Here is an 18,104-nt window from a genome sequence, read left to right as displayed (position 1 = left end):
CGGGTATGCGAAAATTATTCCTTTTCCTTGTATTGATGAGCTTCATTTCCGGTTGCGAAAGAGAAGAGGAGTTTTCACTTGAGTGGACGCCCGGTCCATTTACAGTAAATCCCGATGCTTCGCCTGAGGCAAAACAGTTGCTGCAGCTGTTATACGATGTTAGTGGAAAATATACGTTGACGGGACAACACAATCACCCGGTGTTTATTTCCGGACGAACAGAGGAAGCCAAAATGCTGACCGGTTATTATCCGGCCGTGTGGGGACAGGAATTTGGCCAAAGTCTTCCCAATTCACTCGATGGCATTAATTTCCGGCAGCGAAACATGGAAGAAGCCATTCGTAAATATCACGAAGGTTTCGTGATTACCCTGATGTGGCATGCCATCCGTCCGATTGATGACGAGCCCGGAACTTTTGATGATAATGTGATGGCCAAAATGACCGATGCACAGTGGAATAAACTCTTAACGCCCGGAACCAGGTTGCACAAGCGCTGGTGCCATCAGGTTGATGTTATTGCGGGTTATCTGGCCGAACTTCGCGACGCTGGTGTCCCGGTTTTATGGCGCCCGTATCACGAACCGAATGGTGACTGGTTTTGGTGGTGTGGCAATCCCGAGAGATACAAAAAGCTTTATCGGATGTTGTTCGACCGCTTCGTCAATGTACATCATCTGAATAACCTGATTTGGGTTTTCAACGGAACCGAAATCAGAAACAACGTGAAGCCGTATACCGATTTTTATCCCGGCGACGATGTGGTAGATGTATTGGCAACCGATGTGTACAGCGAAAACTTTCAACGCTCCGATTACGACAATTTACTGAAGCTGGCAAACGGAAAGCCTATTGGTTTAGGCGAAGTGGGGAAGTTGCCGCCACCAGATACATTGGCTAATCAGCCGAAGTACTGCTGGTTTATGTGCTGGAGTGGTTACCTGGCCGAAAAGAATAAAGCGGCCGACATCGATGCGGTGTACGATGCTCCCAACACGCTTACGCTGACCGAATGGAAAGAATTTGTCCGGGAACATTCTGCACCAAACTAGCCTTGCTCTTTTTTAACGATACTCAATCCCAGCCGGATCTTATGGTAAGGAATCTCACCGTTTAATTGCTCATAAACCGGTTTCAATTCATGTTTCAAGCCAGGCGTGAGCAAGGCTTCTTCAATCTGCTGCAACTCCTTCCTGTCGAGAAACTCATGCAACGAAATATCGTAATCGCTCTCGTACAAATAGGCCAGATGGGAGCAAACCGTTACAATATTCAGGTTTAATCGTTCGGCTATTTCTTCCGGCGTATATCCCTTTTGCAGGAAGTCATACGTTTTTTGATAACGGTTGGTCGACTGCTTTTCATTGGTTTTGCCAAACTGGTTGAAATCCATGATGGCGCGAATGAAGATGACTCCAAACTGCTCGTACTTGAATTCACCAACACCCGAAATCTGCCGCATAGCAAATTCAGTAGTCGGTTTGGATGTTGCCATTTGTTTCAGCGTAACATCGGAGAAGATGATGTAGGGCGGAACATTTCGTTCGGCAGCCAACTCTTTCCGGACGGTTCGCAAGTGTTCAAACAATGCATTGTTCAGCTCTTCCACTTTCGTTTGAACCTGTTGTTTTCCCTGTTGCTGTTGCCAGCGGTTTTCCGCTTCTTCGGGGGAAACGAGGTTGATTTTCTTTCCGTCGAAAAGAACATCGCGGCTAAGCAGCGTTAATTTCAATTTGTTACTGTCGTTATAAGCTACTTCGAACAAGCCCATGTTGAGCATTTGAAGCAGGTATTCCTGCCAATCCCGGTAGGAAATATCGCGGCCGGCGCCATACGTTTTGATTTCAGCCCAGCCGTTTTCAATCAGTTCTTTTCGGGCTGACCCCCGAAGAATATCAATTAACAAGCCGGAGGAGACTTGCTCTTTTACCCTGGCAATGGCAGAAAGTGCTTTCTGTGCAATGACCGTACCGTCGAAAACAGCAGGCGGATTCTGACACACATCGCAATTGCCACAGTCCTTATCATACGCTTCGTTGAAATAATTGAGCAGAACTCTTCGCCGGCAGGTTCGCGCATCGGCGAACTGTTGCATGCGTTCCAGTTTCTGCGTCAACAAATCCTTTTGCTTGCTCTCTTCGATGAACTGCTTCAGCGTAAGCACATCCCGGTAGGAGTAAAACAACAGCGTATCTGCCGGAAGTCCGTCGCGCCCCGCGCGTCCGATTTCCTGGTAATAGCTTTCGAGGTTTTTCGGGAGATTGTAATGAATCACCCAGCGAACATTCGGTTTGTCGATGCCCATGCCAAAAGCGACTGTAGCACATACAATTTGTACCCGGTCGTTGATAAAATCATCCTGGGCTGTTTGGCGCGCTATGTCGGTCATGCCGGCGTGATAACTCACCGCATTCAACCCCTCACCATTGAGTTTGTTCGCCAGCTGCTCCGTTTGTTTCCGGCTCAGACAATAGATAATGCCGGCCTGGTTCTTTCGTTGTGAAATGAACCGTTTGATGTTGGCAAATTTCTCCCTTCCGGGAAGAACGGAAATGCTCAGATTTTCGCGGTCGAACGAACTAATGAATGTTTCCGGGTTTCGCAGGCCCAGTTGCTGCACAATGTCGCTTCGAGTGATGCGATCAGCGGTGGCAGTTAAGGCAATGATGGGCGCTTTGAATTCGCGCGAAAGAAAGCTCAGCTGCGTATATTCCGGGCGAAAATCGTGTCCCCACTGCGAAATACAATGCGCTTCGTCGACAGCAAAGAGGTTGATGTCGATGGTTTTGATTTGGCGGTAAAAATCCTGCGAAAGCAGTTTTTCCGGCGAAACATACAGTAACTTGATTTTCCCGGAAATCACATCCTTGAAAATTTGAACCGATTCAGTGGCCGAAATCGTTGAGTTCAGGTAAGCTGCTCCAATACCATTGGCGCGCAAAGCGTCTACCTGGTCCTTCATCAGGGAGATGAGTGGTGAGACTACAATGGCTGTTCCTTTTTTGACCAGTGCCGGCAGCTGGAAGCAGAGCGATTTTCCACCGCCAGTGGGCATAATGGCAAGGCAATCGCGACCATCGATCAACGACTGAATAATCTCTTCCTGTAAAGGCCTGAAGGTTTCGTAGCCAAAGTATTTCCTGAGGGTTTCGTATATCATGGATGTGAAAAATTCCCAAAGATACAATTCCTGATCTGTCTGGAAATGCCTTCGCCTGTTTTTCTCGAAAGTGAGTTTTGTTAATCGTCGTAACGTCCGGCAGAGAAGTCAATCATCGCCTTCATTACCCCGTCTTCATAATTGGCAACGGTGGCGTAAGCTTTGTCGGTTTCTTCAAACGGAAAATGATGGGTAACCATGGGGGTAACGTCCATGGTACTATCGGCAATCAGGTCGAGCGCCGGGCGGGTAAAGCCATTCTGGCGGCGAACATTCTGAATAGTAATTTCCTTACGGCGAAGTTCATCGACCGGAAAGGACCAGTGACTAAATTCCGGGATTCCAACAATCAGCAATGTTCCTCCGGGCTTTAAAAGCTGAATCGCCTGGTCAACGGCTTCTTGTTTTCCACAACATTCAACGACGTAGTCCAGCTGTAACGGTTCCAGTCGGATGATTTCGCTCACGATATTCGTTTCATCCGGATTGCCCGTCCAGTTGGCACCGGTTTCATGGGCAATTTTCAGTCGGTGTTCCAGTTTGTCGGTCACATATACTTTTGCTGGTTCCTGAACCTGAGCTGGTAGCAATACACTCATCCCGATAGGTCCAAAGCCCAGAATTCCAATGGATTTTCCTCTTAAATCACCAGCTAACTTGGTTGCGTAGTAACCGATAGCCAGCGGCTCAGAAATAACGGCTTCATCGAATCCCAGGCGGTTGTTGATGGGAAAACACGAGCCTTCAGGAATGACGATATATTCAGACAGGCAACCTTCAGCCTGACCGGGATTGCCCAAAAATTTAAGATTGCGGCAGGTATGCGGTCGTCCGGCTTCACATTGATCGCAATGCCCGCATGGCATCGCCGGGTCGATAGCAACCCGATCGCCAACAGCAACATGCTTCACACCTTTGCCAACGGCAGCAACAATGCCAGCGCCCTCGTGACCGGGGGTAAACGGATAGGAGATAACCTGACTTCCGATACCGCCTTCTTTGTAATAGTGCATATCGGAACCGCAAACTCCCACGCGTATCATTCGTATCAAAACGTCTGTATCATTGGCAATCTCCGGCATTGGCCGTTCCTGTATTTCCATCTTTTCTTTACCGGTCAATGCAAAGGTCTTCATGTATTTATTCATGGCGATAATATTTCGGTTTTCATTATTGCCTCTCTTAAAAAAGATATTTTTACCTGTACCGGAAGAAGAGTTGAAAACTCCATTTGCCGGATATCAGCAAAAAATATATTTCTCGAAAAAGGCGTCTTGATGTATTTGGTACCTGTCAATCTTAATCGTTATGATTAGGATAAGGTATGAAAAAAGACGCAATATCAAAGCATCCGGCCTTGAAAATTGCGTCTTGAAATATTATCTGTTATAGGAAATCATGAAGAAACCCGCTTGCCAATCGTTTCCATTTCCAGTTCTTCCAGCGATTTGCCTTTGGTTTCGACTAACGCGAAGTGATAGAACAGGAGGCTCAGCAACGTAGCGGCGAAGAAGAAGGCGAACACCCATCCGACGCCAATTTTGGCCGATATAACCGGGAAAAGCAGTGCAATCACAAAGTTGAAGAACCAGTGTGAGAAAGAGCCGATAGCCGCACCTCTTGAGCGGACATTGTTCGGAAACATCTCCGATAGGATAACCCAGATAACAGCTCCCTGCGAGAAGGCAAAGAAGGCAATGTATCCAACGAGGTAAGCCAGCAATTGGTATCCCGCATAGTTACCGGTGATATACGACCAGGCAAATAATCCGAGGAATACCGACATACCTGTTGCTCCGACATAAAGCAAAAACTTACGTCCGAAACGATCGATGAATATCATCGCGATGATGGTAAATGCCAGGTTCGTGACGCCAATCAGTACCGACTGGAACATCGCGGACTCACCGGAGAAACCAGCCACCCGGAAAATATCGGTCGAGTAATACATGATGACATTGATTCCGGCCATTTGGTTAAACATCCCAACGGCAATTCCAATGAGGACCAACTTCAGGTACGGAGGTTTAAACATGAACGAGTATTTCTTCATGACCTCCTGGTTCAGCGAATCCTTGATTTGATGCATCAGGGTTTCTGGATTTTCGTGCGGATTAACCCTCCGAATAACGTGAAGTGCTTCTTCAACACGTTCCATTTTGACCAGCCAGCGGGGACTTCTTTCGATGAAGAACAACAGCAGGAAGTAAACGCCTGACGGAATGGTTCCGGCCAGGAACATCCAGCGCCAATTGGCAGCACCTATGCTATCGATGATGTAATTGGAGAAGAACGCCAACAAAATTCCGGATACGATAGCCAGCTGGTTGGTGGCCACCAAACGACCGCGCAATTTGGGTGGCGCAATTTCCGAAATGTACATGGGAGTCAGTACCGATGCACCTCCAACGGCAATTCCCCCGATTAAGCGGGCCGTAATGAAGACGGTGAGATTGGTCGCCAGGCCGGCTCCAATCATCGATAGCAGGAACATCACAGCCATCAGTTTCATCATTTGGCGCCGGCCGAAAATATCGCCCGGTTTTCCGATGAACAGCGCGCCAATGATACAGCCAACCAGTGCCGTACTGACGACCACACCTTTCATGGCTTCGGAAAAACCAAAGAACTGCTGCACGTAAAAGATGGTTCCGTTAATGACGGCAGTTTCGAATCCGAACATTAGTCCGCCCAGGGCCGCCACAAAGGTGACGAAGTACAAGTGATTTCTCATGATTTGGGTAAGTCTATTGATTAAGCGCTTTCAATATAATGATTTTCGGAACAATGGGCAGAACACTTTGGGAGATATGATTTTCAGTAAGATGAATATTTATTCAAAATAAAAACCTGCTTCCAGTGAAAACAGGTTTTAGTAAACGCGTAAGAACAATTATTTTATTGCGGGTACTCTTGAACGTCTTCGTCACAATGCCATTCTTCGGGACAGAATCTTTCGGTTTCCGAAAAGAAAAAGGCAGCTTCTTTCATCGCATTATCGTCACTATCGGAGCCATGAACTGCATTGTGCGAAAGCGACTCGGCAAATAATTTCCGGATGGTACCTTCGTCTGCTTTTTCCGGGTCGGTGTTGCCGATGAGCTCCCGGAATTCGGTTACAGCGTTATCTTTTCTGAGAATGGCAGCCACAATCGGACCAGATGACATGTAGGTAACCAGTCCGTCGTAAAAAGGCTTTCCCCGGTGAACTTCGTAAAATTTGGCAGCCTGCCGGGCCGATAATTTCGTTAGTTTAAGCGCTTCCACCTTGAAACCGTGTTCAGTAATCATTCCGAGGATAGGACCAATTAAATTCCGGCGAACGGCCCCCGGCTTAATCATTGTTAGCGTAGTATTTCCAGCCATGTTGATAAATTTAGTTGCGAATAGAAACATCCGTATCACCGATGAGTTCACCGGACACATTTATTTAGAACGGATGACAAGCGATATTTTTGCGAGAAAATCACTCCGATTTCTCTTCAATCAAAATTAGGAAATTGCGGAAACTGACCGTCAATAATGAGTTGCTGTTAAACATAGTATCGATAAGTTGAAGAAATGATTTTATCCGAATTTTTAAAGGTCAATCCGGAGAACGTCCACTGAAATATTTCAAAATGTGCAGGTACGAAACAACCAATATTCCTATCTTTGCGTCTTACGTTTAAAAAGAGGTCAATTTTGAAGAGATTATCCCCTGAAACAATAGCGAAAGTTAAGAAAGTGTTGAGTGAAAATGTCCGGGACATCGTGATTATTCCACATGTAAATCCGGACGGTGATGCTGTTGGTTCCTGTTTGGGATTGTGGCGCGTTTTAAAGAACGCGGGTTATGCTCCGACGGTCATTTCGCCGACTGATTATCCTGCCTTTTTGAAGTGGGTGAGCGGTACAAATGAAGTGAAGGTATATGAGCATGAACCGGATGTCAGTCAGCAAATTCTTGAAAAAGCTGATTTGGTGTTCCTGCTCGATTTCAATGCTCCCGACCGGGCCGGAAAACTGGGACCACTCATTGAGAAAGTGACCAGCCCGATTGTGTTGATTGACCATCATCCCGATCCTGCTGATGTGACGGAGTTGATGTTTTCGCATACCGAAGCCAGTTCGACCGCCGAGTTGGTTTACCGCTTTGTCGAAAGTCTCGATTTATGCGAATACCTCGACAAAGATGCAGCGGAAGCGTTGTTTACTGGTTTGTCTACCGATACCGGCTCTTTCAGTTATAACGCTTCGTCACCGGATATGTACGAAGTGGTGAGCCGCTTGCTGGAAAAAGGAGTGGATAAGGACCGGATTCACGATTTGATATACAACAATTTCTCGGCCGACCGGATGAGACTTTTGGGATACAGTCTGGACCAGAAAATGAAAGTATTCCCGGAATACCATGCAGCGTACATTTCGTTGAGCATGGAAGAGCTGGAGCGTTACAATTTTGTGCCCGGGGATACGGAAGGATTTGTCAATTATCCGCTGTCGATTAAAGGCGTTATTTTCACCGCGTTGTTCACCGAAAAGGAGGACATGGTAAAAATATCGTTTCGTTCGAAAGGAGGTTTTCCCACCAACGAATTCTCCAACCTGCACTTTAACGGTGGAGGTCATATGAACGCCTCAGGAGGAGAATCGAAGTTATCGCTGGCCGAGACCGTTCAGAAGTTCGAAGAGTTGTTACCTGAATTTTCTGCTAAATTGAAAGATGAGCACAGGAAACTGGGAAATTGAAATCGGGGAAAGGAAATGGGCTAGATGCACCGAATTTTAATAAATTAGCGCTGAATTTTTAAATCGGTCGGAAAGGAAATTGGAAAGACCGTTAAGCGGAAGTTTGAATAGTTAACGAATGAAATATATGAAACGTAGGGGTTTAAAGTTTTTATTGCTGGCTGTTGTATTGGGTGTAGGGTTTGTTTCCTGTAGCAAGACAAGCCGTCAGAAAGCCAGGGAACTGGAATTGGAATTGCGGGATAAGTACGTAGCCAAGTATTATCCGGATGCACAGCCTACTCCCTCGGGACTTTATGTCATCAAAGAGCAGGATGCTCCTGCCGGGGCGGATTCCATCGCCGTTGGTGACCAGGTGAAAGTATTCTATACCGGAAATTTGATCGAGAGTACCGATTCTACCGGAGTTCAGGACGGGTATGTTTTTGACTCTTCAGGTGATTACGAACCATTTACTTTTACGGTAGGTGCCGGATCGGTAATTACAGGCTGGGAAGAGGCTATTCTGCAAATGAAAGAAGGCGAAAAAGCCGTATGGATTATTCCATCTACGTTGGGGTACGGAGGAACGCCGCAGTCAGGTGTCCCCGCGTATTCGACACTCGTGTTTCATGTCACGGTCTACAAAGTGATAAAGAGTACCTCCAATCCGGTGATAATCGAACGACAATTTTAAATACTGACCGCGGAACTTCACCGCGGTTTTTTTCAATCCATAAACTGACGACGTGACGCGCACGGATCTCATCAAAAAATTGCTGCCGGGTTTCATTCCGCTTTTTGTTTTTATTCTTGCGGATGAAATCTGGGGAACGAAAATCGGTATTGCGGTGGCGGTAGGCGTTGGACTGATCGAGCTAATCGTAACCGGAATCAAGGAGCGCAGGCTCGAAAAGTTTGTACTGATTGACACCGCTTTGCTGGTCGTGCTTTCGCTGATATCCATTCTGCTCGATAACGACATCTTTTTCAAGTTGAAGCCGGCTTTGATTGAATTGATTCTTTGTGCCGTTTTGGGTGTTTCGGCCTTTGGGAAACTGAACATCGTACAGATGATGGCCGGCCGTTACATGAAGGATGTCTCTTTCAACGAACAACAACAGGCGCAGTTTCAGCGGAATCTCCGGAATATGTTTTGGATTTTCCTGGCACACACCGGTCTGATTATTTTCTCAGCCTTTTACATGAGCGAAGCAGCCTGGGCGTTCATTAGCGGCGGATTGTTTTACATTATTTTCGCGGTCTATTTTGTGATTGAATGGTTTCGCAATAAGCGGCAGCAGAGAAAAATGCCGGTGGTTGCTGACGACGAAGAGTGGTTGCCGGTAGTCGATGAGGAAGGGAAAGTCATTGGGAAAGCGCCCCGATCAGCTTGTCATAATGGTCAGAAGATTTTGCATCCGGTAGTGCATCTTCATGTTTTCAATCCCAAAGGACATATCTATTTGCAAAAGCGGCCGGAAGACAAGCTGGTACAGCCCGGTAAATGGGATACAGCCGTTGGCGGACACATCTCGTTTGGCGAATCGGTTGAAACGGCTTTGAAGCGTGAAGCTTACGAGGAAATTGGTTTGACTGACTTTCAGGCACGCCCGATGGCCAGTTACAAATGGGAGACCGACGTGGAAGCCGAGTTGGTGTACAGTTATACTTCTTACGATTACAAAAAAATCCGATTACACTCGGACGAAGTTACCGAAGGAAAATTCTGGAGCCGTTCACAGATCGAGAAGAATCTGGGCAAAGATGTATTTACACCTAACTTCGAATTCGAGTTTAAGATGATGGAACAGTTGCGCGATCAGAACAGCGCATTGGCTTGATTTTATTGGCTTTGTGCGGGAAATGCCTTTTGACAAAAGGAGATAATCTCTTGTCGGCTATCCAACAGCAACTTTTGTTTCTCTTTCGGTAGTCCAAATCGTAAACGAAGCCGGTTTCGAAAAATCTTCCATCTACGAATGAGCCGGTAAGCAAAAACACCGCTCAGCGGCATCGCGATAAGATAAAGCACTTTCCACCATCCGGGAAACAGTCGTCCCAAAGTCAATAATCCAACCACATACATGGCCGAAAATGCCAGCATTCCCAACACGAAGTAGAAAGAACTGCGCATCTGCGAATCTTCAATTTTGTTGTTTACGTGATTTTTTAGAAGATAATGGGGAAGTGCATGGTGCAACCAACCAAAAGCAATGACCGGAGATGTCAGCAGAAAGCCAACAGCAGTGAAAATTGCCTGAGCCGGCGTGAGCAAGTTTTTATTCAGTGCATCTTCTTTTATTTTTTGCTTGTGCTGTAACCTTTCGTATTTCTGTACTTTATCCGTAAGCAACTGAAGAAAAGAATTGTCTTCTTTGGCAGCGGTTTCCAGTTTCTGAATGGTCAGTTGGTCCGCCCGAAAAAGATTTTCCCATACATCAGGCAAAAGATTTTCTTCTTTGAGCATAGTTGTCCGGTACAAACGACGAATCGTTTCATACAGTTCGTAATGTTCGGTGTCCCGGATGTCAATCATCAACGGCGACAATTTAGCCCGGAGAGCGTCCCGAAATTCCAGTTGCGCCCGTTGCGGATTTTCCCGGTAGGAAGACAGAAACTCATTTATCTGTAACGGTTTTCCGTAGTTGATTTGAAGAATGGATTGAGGCTCCTGGTAATTGCTGTAGTATATACCTACCGGGATGATGACCAAATCTTTTCCTAATCCACCACTTTCTTCTGCCTGAAAAGCGATACGGGGAACCGCTTTTTTGAGGGGAAGCAAAGTCCGCTTATCGGTGTGCCGTGCTTCCGGAAAAAGGCAAAGAGGCGTGTTGTGCCGGAGAATCTCGATGGTTTGCCGGAATGTTTTTTCATTTTTTCCGAGGTTCTCTACTCCGTCACGAATCCGGTAAACCGGGATAATCTTCAGAAAACGAAGAAAGGGACGGTTTGTGGCGCTTTTAAATATATCCGCCCTTGCCAGATAAATAATCTGCGAGGGAAGCGTGCAAACCAACGCCAGTGGGTCCATTAATGCGTTCTGGTGGTTTGGAGCAAAAATGATGGGTTTGTCTTTAGGGATATTTTCTTTTCCGGTTACGATAACCTTCCGGTAGAAGAGACGATGGGCCGTTTTGACAAATCCTCTGACCATATCATAACCGATGGAATAGCGATAAATCTTACCCATAATTTACCTATTTTCCTTCCGCGTGGCTGTGATGGTGAACATTTACCAACTGTTCTGTCTCTGCTTCGTCGGTCACCGGCTTTCGCGACCAGAACCACGACAGGCTCAAACCGGAGACAATGTGCCAGATGCCCCACCACGCAGCAATGATGGCCATTCCGCCAAGTTCCATGTCGGGTGGAAATATTTTGGGATTGAAGATGAGTGCCAGTCCCAGTCCGGAATTTTGAATCCCTGTTTCGATGGCAATGGTTCGCCGGTCGGTCTGCGGCAGTTTCATCAGGCTGCTGGCGCTGTATCCTGTCACCAAAGCCAGAGCATTGTGAATTAATACGATGATGAAAATGAGATGAATGAACTGAATGAAGAATTCGAAATTCTTGGCCAGCGCAATCACCACAAAAGCGATGAAAATACCAACACTCAGCTTCCGGATAGGACCGCGTATTTTAACCGTTAAACGCGGGAAACGGCGGGCGAAAATGAGTCCCAGTACCAGTGGAATACCCAATAGAATGAAAACGGTTTGGAACATTTGCCCGGAGTCGATGTGCAACGGACGCAGTAGCGCCTCGGCATCGTGGCGGTTGTAAAAGTGCGTATAAAGGCTTCCCCAGAAGGCAAAGTTCAATGGCGTCATAAAAGTAGCTGAAAGGGTCGCAATAGCTGATAAACCGATAGACAGCGTCGTATTTCCCTTTGCCAGCGAAGAGATGAAATTGGAAATGTTTCCACCGGGGCAGGATGCTACGAGAATCATTCCCAGGGCCACGGTTGGGGTAGGATGCAAAAAGAGAACCAGCAAATAGGTCAGTGCCGGCAACAGCAAGAACTGAGAGACGATTCCTGTTAAAGTCGACTTCGGTCGGGTAATAATTTTGCGGAAATCGGAAATATGAATATCCAGCGCTATACCAAACATGATAAAGGCGAGTGCGATATTTAGTGCCAGAATGCCGGCCGGACTAAAATGCAATCGCACATGATCCAGAACTTCCAGAGAATCTTCAAACATTGGCTTAGACTTTCAGTGCCCAAATATATTGATTTGTGGCCAAAATCAAACGGCTGTTGTTAAGCAGGTACAACTATCGTATTTGAAATCAGTCTTTATGGAGCAGAAAAATCGCCGGTCGTTTATGCAGTTCAGGCAATCCTTTTCTCCATTGTGCCACCGTCTGCGTTTTGATGTATTCACTTTCCAGTGTGATGTCGGCGGCAATGCAAAGCCGTGTTTGGTCGTGACAAGCCTGCAGGATATCTTCCAGCAATTTCATGTTCCGGTAAGGCGCTTCAATGAAAATCTGCGTTTGGTGTTCGGTGGCCGAACGGCGCTCCAAATCTTTGATAGCCCGCTGCCGTTCTCCTTTCGGGATGGGAAGGTAGCCCACAAAGGCAAAGTTCTGTCCGTTCATTCCGGACGCCATCAGCGAAAGCAAAATAGAAGAAGGTCCAACCATCGGAACTATCCGGATATCTTTTTCGTGCGCCAGTTTCACCACGTCGGCGCCCGGATCGGCTACACCGGGACAGCCGGCTTCCGAAATAATGCCGGTATCGTTTCCGTTTAAAACGGGATGCAGAAAGCGTTCAAGCTGTTTCCGATCGGTGTGTTTGTTCAGCTCCATGAACTCCAGCGCGTCGATGTCGATATCGCGGTCCAGCTTCTTCAGGTAGCGGCGGGCAGTACGCACGTTCTCTACGATAAAAAAGCGAAGTGAACGCACAGTGTCCACCAATGTGGCGGGGACAACATGGCCTGGCTCAGTATCGCCAAGCGTAGTTGGTATAAGGTACAGATTAGCCATTTTCTTCATGGGCGCAAAGGTAGCGAAAAACAATATTTTCGCCGGCTTGTTTGTATGGATTGAAGTCGGTAACCGAATTTATGAAATACGTTCTCCGCTTTTTGTTTCTCCGCAATACCCAATTTTCTCTCGCAGTTATTGTCGGTTTACTCGCTCCGGCGGGTGCGGAAACATTACGACCGTTGGTTTTACCGCTTCTGGCCATTGTGCTGGCTTTTTCCCTTACGGGGATAACCCTCAAGGAATTTTTCCCGCTGCGCAATCTCATTCGTCCCATGCTGTTTGGTATCTCAGCCAGTTATTTGGTGTTGGGAACGCTCATTATTTTGCTGGCCTGGTTATTTACGCCCGACAAGGAACTCTTCTGGGGATTTGTGATCATTGCAGCTGCACCGGCCGGAACAGGCGTTATTCCGTTTGCGTTTATTCTTCGCGGCGATGTGGCATTTGCCGTGTTCGGTGTACTGGGCAGCTACCTGGCGTCGTTCATCCTGATTCCGGTGATGCTGATGGTTTTCGCTCCGGGCGTTTCTGTTTCCCCCGAAATTATTGGTCGTATTTTGGTCATCCTGCTCGTTATTCCCATGGTGGCTTCCCGCTTCCTGCTGGCGAAACCCATTCAAAAGCCGGTGTTTTACCTTCGCGGGAAGGTTGTCAACCTCGGATTTGCCCTGGTCATTTATACGGTCATTGGCTCCAACCAGGATGTTTTCTTAACCGATCCAATGTTGCTTTTACCCGTGGCTGCCGTCACTTTTTTTGCTACTTTTGGAATCAGCCTTGCGGCAGATTGGGCTTTGAAACGCTGGGCAAAGAGTTTTAACGGACCGAAGCAAATCAGTGGAATGTTGCTGGCTTCGCTCAAAAATAACGGATTTGCCATTGCTGTCAGCCTCACCTTGCTGCCGCCGAGGGGCGGAATTCCTCCGGCCGTTATGGGGATGATGATGGTGCCTTACCTGATGTACCTGTCATTCCGCTACCGCGAAAAGTCGGGAGGAGCGTAAAACGTAAAATTCAACATGAAAATAACATTACTGGGAACAGGAACTTCGCAGGGAGTGCCGGTAATCGCCTGCAATTGCGAAGTTTGCCGTTCAACCGATTCGCGCGATAAGCGCTTACGAAGTTCGATAATGATTGAAGACAACGGCACCTGCATAGTGGTGGATGCCGGCCCCGATTTTCGTCAGCAGATGTTGCGGGAGAAAGTGCAGAATATCGATGCTATCTTGCTAACACACGAGCACGCTGACCACATCTTCGGTCTCGATGATATCCGTAGTTTTAACTGGGTTCGGAAGGCACCCATTGATATTTACTGCGAAGCGCGCGTTGATAAGAACCTGCGCTCCATCTTCGACTACGTTTTCTCGGAAGAAAAATATCCCGGCACGCCTCAGATGAACCTGGTGCCCATCGATGGTTCAGTTTTGACCGTTGGTTCGCTCGACATCATTCCCATTCGGGTGATGCACCACCGGTTGCCGGTTTATGGTTTTCGGGTGGGGAAATTTGCCTACCTCACCGATTTTAGCACGATTGCTGACGAGGAGTTGGAGAAGCTGAAGGGAGTAGAGGTGGTAGTGATTGACGCCTTGCGGAAAGAATCGCACATTTCGCACCTGAGCCTGAGTGAAGCCATCGAGATCGTTGGGAAAATTCGTCCGCGCAAAGCATACATCACGCACATCAGTCACCAAATGGGATTACACAAAGATGTATCAGAAGAGTTGCCCGATGGTGTGGAGCTGGGATTCGACGGCGAGATACTGGAATTTGATTGAGGTTACCGGTTATTTGTTCGCTTTATGCGGATACGGTTTTGCAGGAACGGTAGCAGAACGACAAATCCGGCGGTGAAGAAGACCATGCCGGCAATGGCCAGTGCGGAACCCAGTGAGAACTGGTCGGTGTACCAACCCAGGAATGGTCCGACTCCTGCAAAAATGATTCGAATGATAAAGCTGCGTACAGACAGCACGGTGGCCCGGTTGGCCGATGTGGTGTACTGAATGATGTAGTTCTTTAGGATGGGCGTGGCAATTCCCCTCACAAAGTAGAAGACCACCAGAATAGCGATACCCCAGGCCGTCATGTTCTGACTGATGGCGATATACGAACCGGTAATAAATATGAGGATGAGAAATACCGTATTTTTCCGCCCTAGCGCATTCTCAAACTTGTAAGCAATCATCGAAACCAGTCCGGCCAACAGGTTCAGAACCGTCCAAAGCACACCAAACATCGAGAGCGGCAGTGCTATTTCCTTAAAGAAAGGCTGCACGAACCAGGCCATGGTGAGGGTAGCGGTGCCAATAACCGAAGAGTAGAGGATGGCTGTCCGCAGCGGTTTGTTTTCGATCAGCGAATGATTGACCACCTGGAAAATATCTTTCCAACCGGGTTTCGCGTGACGGTCGTCGCGCGGAGGTTCTCTTAGCGAAATGGCCGCCGGAACGCCTGCAAAAGCTACCAACGTTTGGGCATAATAAGGGTAACGCAAACTGAGTGTAGCCAGCAATCCGCCCAACACGCCGGCAATGGCTTCGGCAAAGTTCCCGATGGAGGTTACACGTCCTTCCAGTTTCAGGTATTCCGATTCCCGTTTTTCGGCTTTCAATGAGTCATACAACAAAGCTGAATCGGAACCGGAGATAAGACTTTGTCCAACGCCCAGAACCATTTCGGCCACTAAAAATTCGCCAAAACGGTACGAGAAGCTGTAAATGCCAAAGCCAATGGCACCCATGACTGTACCGGCTACCAGCGTGGTTTTTCGTCCCCACACATCGGCAAAGTAACCGGAAGGTATTTCGAGCAGAACGATGGCAACCGAATAAATGGCCCGCAGGAAAAACACGTCGTGCATGCTGAGGCCGTTGCTTTGGTAGAAGGGGACGACAATGGGCATCACCAGCATGAACCATTTGGCGCACTTGATGATGTAAAGCCGGAAAATATTTTGGCTGTACGAGCTCCCCATGACGCGTGCAAAAATAACGAAGCTTCCGGTATGGCCAATTAAATTAGTATGATCATTCCCGGGGGGCTATGTTGACTATTTTCGTTCATACATATCGCCTGGCTCTGGCCAGGCAGTTCTTTTAGTCTGGAGAACGTACCTGGCTGGCTACAGGCTGTTCATTTGAATTAAATGGAGCATCTGGCTGCCGCCAGGTTGTTCATTTGAATTGAGTGGAGTATCTGGCTGTCGCCAGGTCGCTCATTTAAATTAAAAGGGGCATCTGGCTGTCGGCAGGTCGCTCATTTAAATTAAAAGGGGCATCTGGCTGACCACAGGCCATTCATTTGGGTTGGATGTAATACTTGGCTGGCGGGAAGCAATTCATTCACGCTGCAATGAGCTGCCTCAGTTTCGGGGAGTACCAAATTTGTTCCTGAGTTGGCTCCTCAGTTTCCGGAGGTATGAAATCAGCTTGCATATTTTACGCCTCAGTTCCGGGGAGGTGTTCATCACACTGCAATGAGTTGCCTCAGTTCCGGGGAGGTGCTCATCACGCTGCAATGAGCTGCCTCAGTTTCGGGGAGTACCAAATTTGTTCGTGAGTTGGCTCCTCAGTTTCCGGAGGTATGAAATCAGCTTGCATATTTTACGCCTCAGTTCCGGGGAGGTGTTCATCACACTGCAATGAGTTGCCTCAGTTCCCGGGAGGTGCTCATCACGCTGCAATGAGCTGCCTCAGTTTCGGGGAGTACCAAATTTGTTCCTGAGTTGGCTCCTTAGTTTTCGGAGATATGAAATCAGCGGTGTAAGCGGGGATATTTGTTATGAAAACGAAAACCAATGCCCAGCATCAGGTAGTTGGGCTCATGGAAATCTTTCAGGTTGTATCCAATGTGAATAAATGAGCTGCGGGTAACAGCAATTTTGAGTGCCAGCACCTGGTAAACCGATTTGAGGTCCCCCACATTGTTCAGTACGTTCACGCCTGTGCCCAGGTTGATGGAGAAGTAGGGCATTACATATTCCACCCGTCCGGAAATTCCCACCGACCATTGCCGGCTGAAGGAGGGAGTGATGAATACGAACCGTGGGGGCGGTGGCTCGGGACGAAACAGTGTGGCACCAGACGAGAAATTGTTAGCGACATCTTTGGCATACACATTGGCACTGCCATCGTACACACCGTCGACCGATAACCCGGCCCTGAGTTTGTATCCGAAATTGTACATGGGGGCAAAACTGAAGCCCAGTACCGTGTATTTACGCGGTACGAGAACCTCCATATCAGCCGCTGCTACTCCTTTCCAGCGCCAGGCCCCAAACAAAACCATATCATAACTAACATGGCGGGGGAATGTGGGAATAAGGGGTTGATATGGTTCAGGAAGTGAAAGAGAATGCTCCCTGTTTACACGATAAACCAGTCCCATTTTCAACCCGATGGTATTCAGTCCGGCGTTGGGATACTGTGTGTTTCCGTTGGAAAAATGAGTAAACGAGACCCCGCTGGTCAGATCGAATTTTGGAGAAAGTATCCAGTTCAGGTACACACCTGCGTTGATGTAGGCATTGAGTTTTGAGCCAATCATGGTGTTGTACGGATTGCTTTCCTTGTTGTAAGGTTGCCACCCGAATGATAACCCGAAATTCCATTCGTAGTTAAGTGAGAGCTTCGGGGTGAACTGACTTATCTGCGCACCCTGAAACAGGTATAGTGCCATGGGGTTTCCCAAATATTTCTTATCGCCAAAAGTATACCATGACAATCCGGCTCCCTGGTAGGGTTTTCCGAAAATCCGGCTGTAAGCCGAATGGGAATCGAACTGGAATGAATATTTCAGATGGGCCGAGAATGATTTTTGGTAGCGGGTGCCCTTCACATTTTCGCCATTCAGAAACGAGTTGGTGAGGAAAATATAATTCGGGTCAACTTCAATGCCAATTTGATGAATAAGACTATGTGGTTTTTGGGGAACGCTGCGAAGGTGAGCAGTTGTATCGGTGGTATCGGCTTTGCAAACCGGGTGCGAATTGCGGCTCCATCCTTCGGCCGATGCCCTGTCAGACAAGAAGAGTGTGATGCTAAAAAGAGCGATTGTCTTCCACCAGTATATTTTACGCGTTACACACCGTCTCATGTCTTCTGTTTACCGTTGATTGTCGACGGCTTTGTGATCTTAATGCGTCCAATCAGTCCATTTAGTCATTTTAAAGATATAATATGTAAAACGCAAAAATAAGCTATCATTCTTTGACCGAGGA

The 18,104-nt window shown here is 47.5% G+C and carries 15 protein-coding genes; 6 read left to right on the top strand and 9 right to left on the bottom strand.

What is annotated here, in order from left to right; all coding sequences use genetic code 11:
• Positions 1-5 precede the first annotated feature (5 nt).
• Entirely contained in the window at positions 6-1,052 is a 1,047-nt protein-coding gene (locus GJU87_RS08665; RefSeq protein ID WP_153639153.1) for a glycosyl hydrolase, read from the top strand.
• Here the strand turns inward: GJU87_RS08665 and recQ are convergent.
• The 4 genes from recQ to ndk form a co-directional block, all read right to left on the bottom strand.
• A complete protein-coding gene (gene recQ, locus GJU87_RS08660) occupies positions 1,049-3,160 on the bottom strand; it encodes a DNA helicase RecQ (protein WP_153639152.1) in 2,112 nt (703 codons plus the stop codon). The two genes, GJU87_RS08665 and recQ, sit on opposite strands and share 4 nt — an antisense overlap.
• A gap of 80 nt (positions 3,161-3,240) precedes the next feature.
• Positions 3,241-4,308: a zinc-binding dehydrogenase gene (locus GJU87_RS08655; protein ID WP_228491918.1), complete on the bottom strand. Its 1,068-nt coding sequence runs from the start codon at positions 4,306-4,308 to the stop codon at positions 3,241-3,243.
• A gap of 248 nt (positions 4,309-4,556) precedes the next feature.
• Positions 4,557-5,894, bottom strand: coding sequence for a sugar porter family MFS transporter (locus GJU87_RS08650; protein WP_153639151.1), 1,338 nt, complete (start codon positions 5,892-5,894; stop codon positions 4,557-4,559).
• 164 nt (positions 5,895-6,058) lie between these two features.
• Positions 6,059-6,526 (bottom strand): nucleoside-diphosphate kinase, encoded by a 468-nt coding sequence (ndk, locus tag GJU87_RS08645; RefSeq protein WP_153639150.1) that lies wholly within the window; start codon positions 6,524-6,526, stop codon positions 6,059-6,061.
• Between the two features lie 318 nt (positions 6,527-6,844).
• On the opposite strand from ndk, the gene GJU87_RS08640 reads away from it, so the two are divergent.
• The 3 genes from GJU87_RS08640 (at position 6,845) to GJU87_RS08630 (ending at position 9,714) form a co-directional block, all read left to right on the top strand.
• Positions 6,845-7,891 (top strand): bifunctional oligoribonuclease/PAP phosphatase NrnA, encoded by a 1,047-nt coding sequence (locus tag GJU87_RS08640; protein ID WP_153639149.1) that lies wholly within the window; start codon positions 6,845-6,847, stop codon positions 7,889-7,891.
• Positions 7,892-8,018: 127 nt separating this feature from the next.
• Positions 8,019-8,567, top strand: coding sequence for an FKBP-type peptidyl-prolyl cis-trans isomerase (locus GJU87_RS08635; RefSeq protein ID WP_194831478.1), 549 nt, complete (start codon positions 8,019-8,021; stop codon positions 8,565-8,567).
• A 52-nt stretch (positions 8,568-8,619) separates the two neighbouring features.
• Positions 8,620-9,714, top strand: coding sequence for an NUDIX domain-containing protein (locus GJU87_RS08630; RefSeq protein WP_153639147.1), 1,095 nt, complete (start codon positions 8,620-8,622; stop codon positions 9,712-9,714).
• Positions 9,715-9,716: 2 nt separating this feature from the next.
• On the opposite strand, the gene GJU87_RS08625 is transcribed toward GJU87_RS08630, so the two are convergent.
• From GJU87_RS08625 to GJU87_RS08615, 3 genes are all read right to left on the bottom strand, one after another.
• Entirely contained in the window at positions 9,717-11,066 is a 1,350-nt protein-coding gene (locus tag GJU87_RS08625) for a 1-acyl-sn-glycerol-3-phosphate acyltransferase (RefSeq protein WP_153639146.1), read from the bottom strand.
• Positions 11,067-11,073: 7 nt separating this feature from the next.
• Positions 11,074-12,081, bottom strand: a complete 1,008-nt coding sequence (locus tag GJU87_RS08620) for a bile acid:sodium symporter family protein (RefSeq protein ID WP_228491917.1) — start codon at positions 12,079-12,081, stop codon at positions 11,074-11,076.
• Positions 12,082-12,169: 88 nt separating this feature from the next.
• Entirely contained in the window at positions 12,170-12,883 is a 714-nt protein-coding gene (locus tag GJU87_RS08615) for an SAM-dependent methyltransferase (RefSeq protein ID WP_228491916.1), read from the bottom strand.
• Between the two features lie 71 nt (positions 12,884-12,954).
• Here GJU87_RS08615 and GJU87_RS08610 point away from each other — a divergent pair, with 71 nt between their 5' ends.
• Complete coding sequence (locus GJU87_RS08610; protein WP_153639145.1) at positions 12,955-13,881, top strand: bile acid:sodium symporter family protein; 927 nt, start codon at positions 12,955-12,957, stop codon at positions 13,879-13,881.
• A gap of 15 nt (positions 13,882-13,896) precedes the next feature.
• Positions 13,897-14,661: an MBL fold metallo-hydrolase gene (locus GJU87_RS08605; protein WP_153639144.1), complete on the top strand. Its 765-nt coding sequence runs from the start codon at positions 13,897-13,899 to the stop codon at positions 14,659-14,661.
• Positions 14,662-14,663: 2 nt separating this feature from the next.
• Here the strand turns inward: GJU87_RS08605 and GJU87_RS08600 are convergent, their stop codons facing one another.
• On the bottom strand, positions 14,664-15,860 hold the full coding sequence (locus GJU87_RS08600; protein ID WP_153639143.1) for an MFS transporter: 1,197 nt from the start codon (positions 15,858-15,860) through the stop codon (positions 14,664-14,666).
• 779 nt (positions 15,861-16,639) lie between these two features.
• The gene (locus GJU87_RS08595; protein ID WP_153639142.1) at positions 16,640-17,980 is read right to left on the bottom strand and encodes an acyloxyacyl hydrolase; all 1,341 of its coding nucleotides are present in this window, start codon (positions 17,978-17,980) and stop codon (positions 16,640-16,642) included.
• Positions 17,981-18,104 lie beyond the last annotated feature (124 nt).

The organism is Prolixibacter sp. NT017, assembly GCF_009617875.1.
Classification (GTDB): Bacteria; Bacteroidota; Bacteroidia; order Bacteroidales; family Prolixibacteraceae; genus Prolixibacter.
The sequence above is the reverse complement of the archived record's forward strand: the minus strand, read 5'-3'. Positions and strand labels throughout refer to the sequence as shown.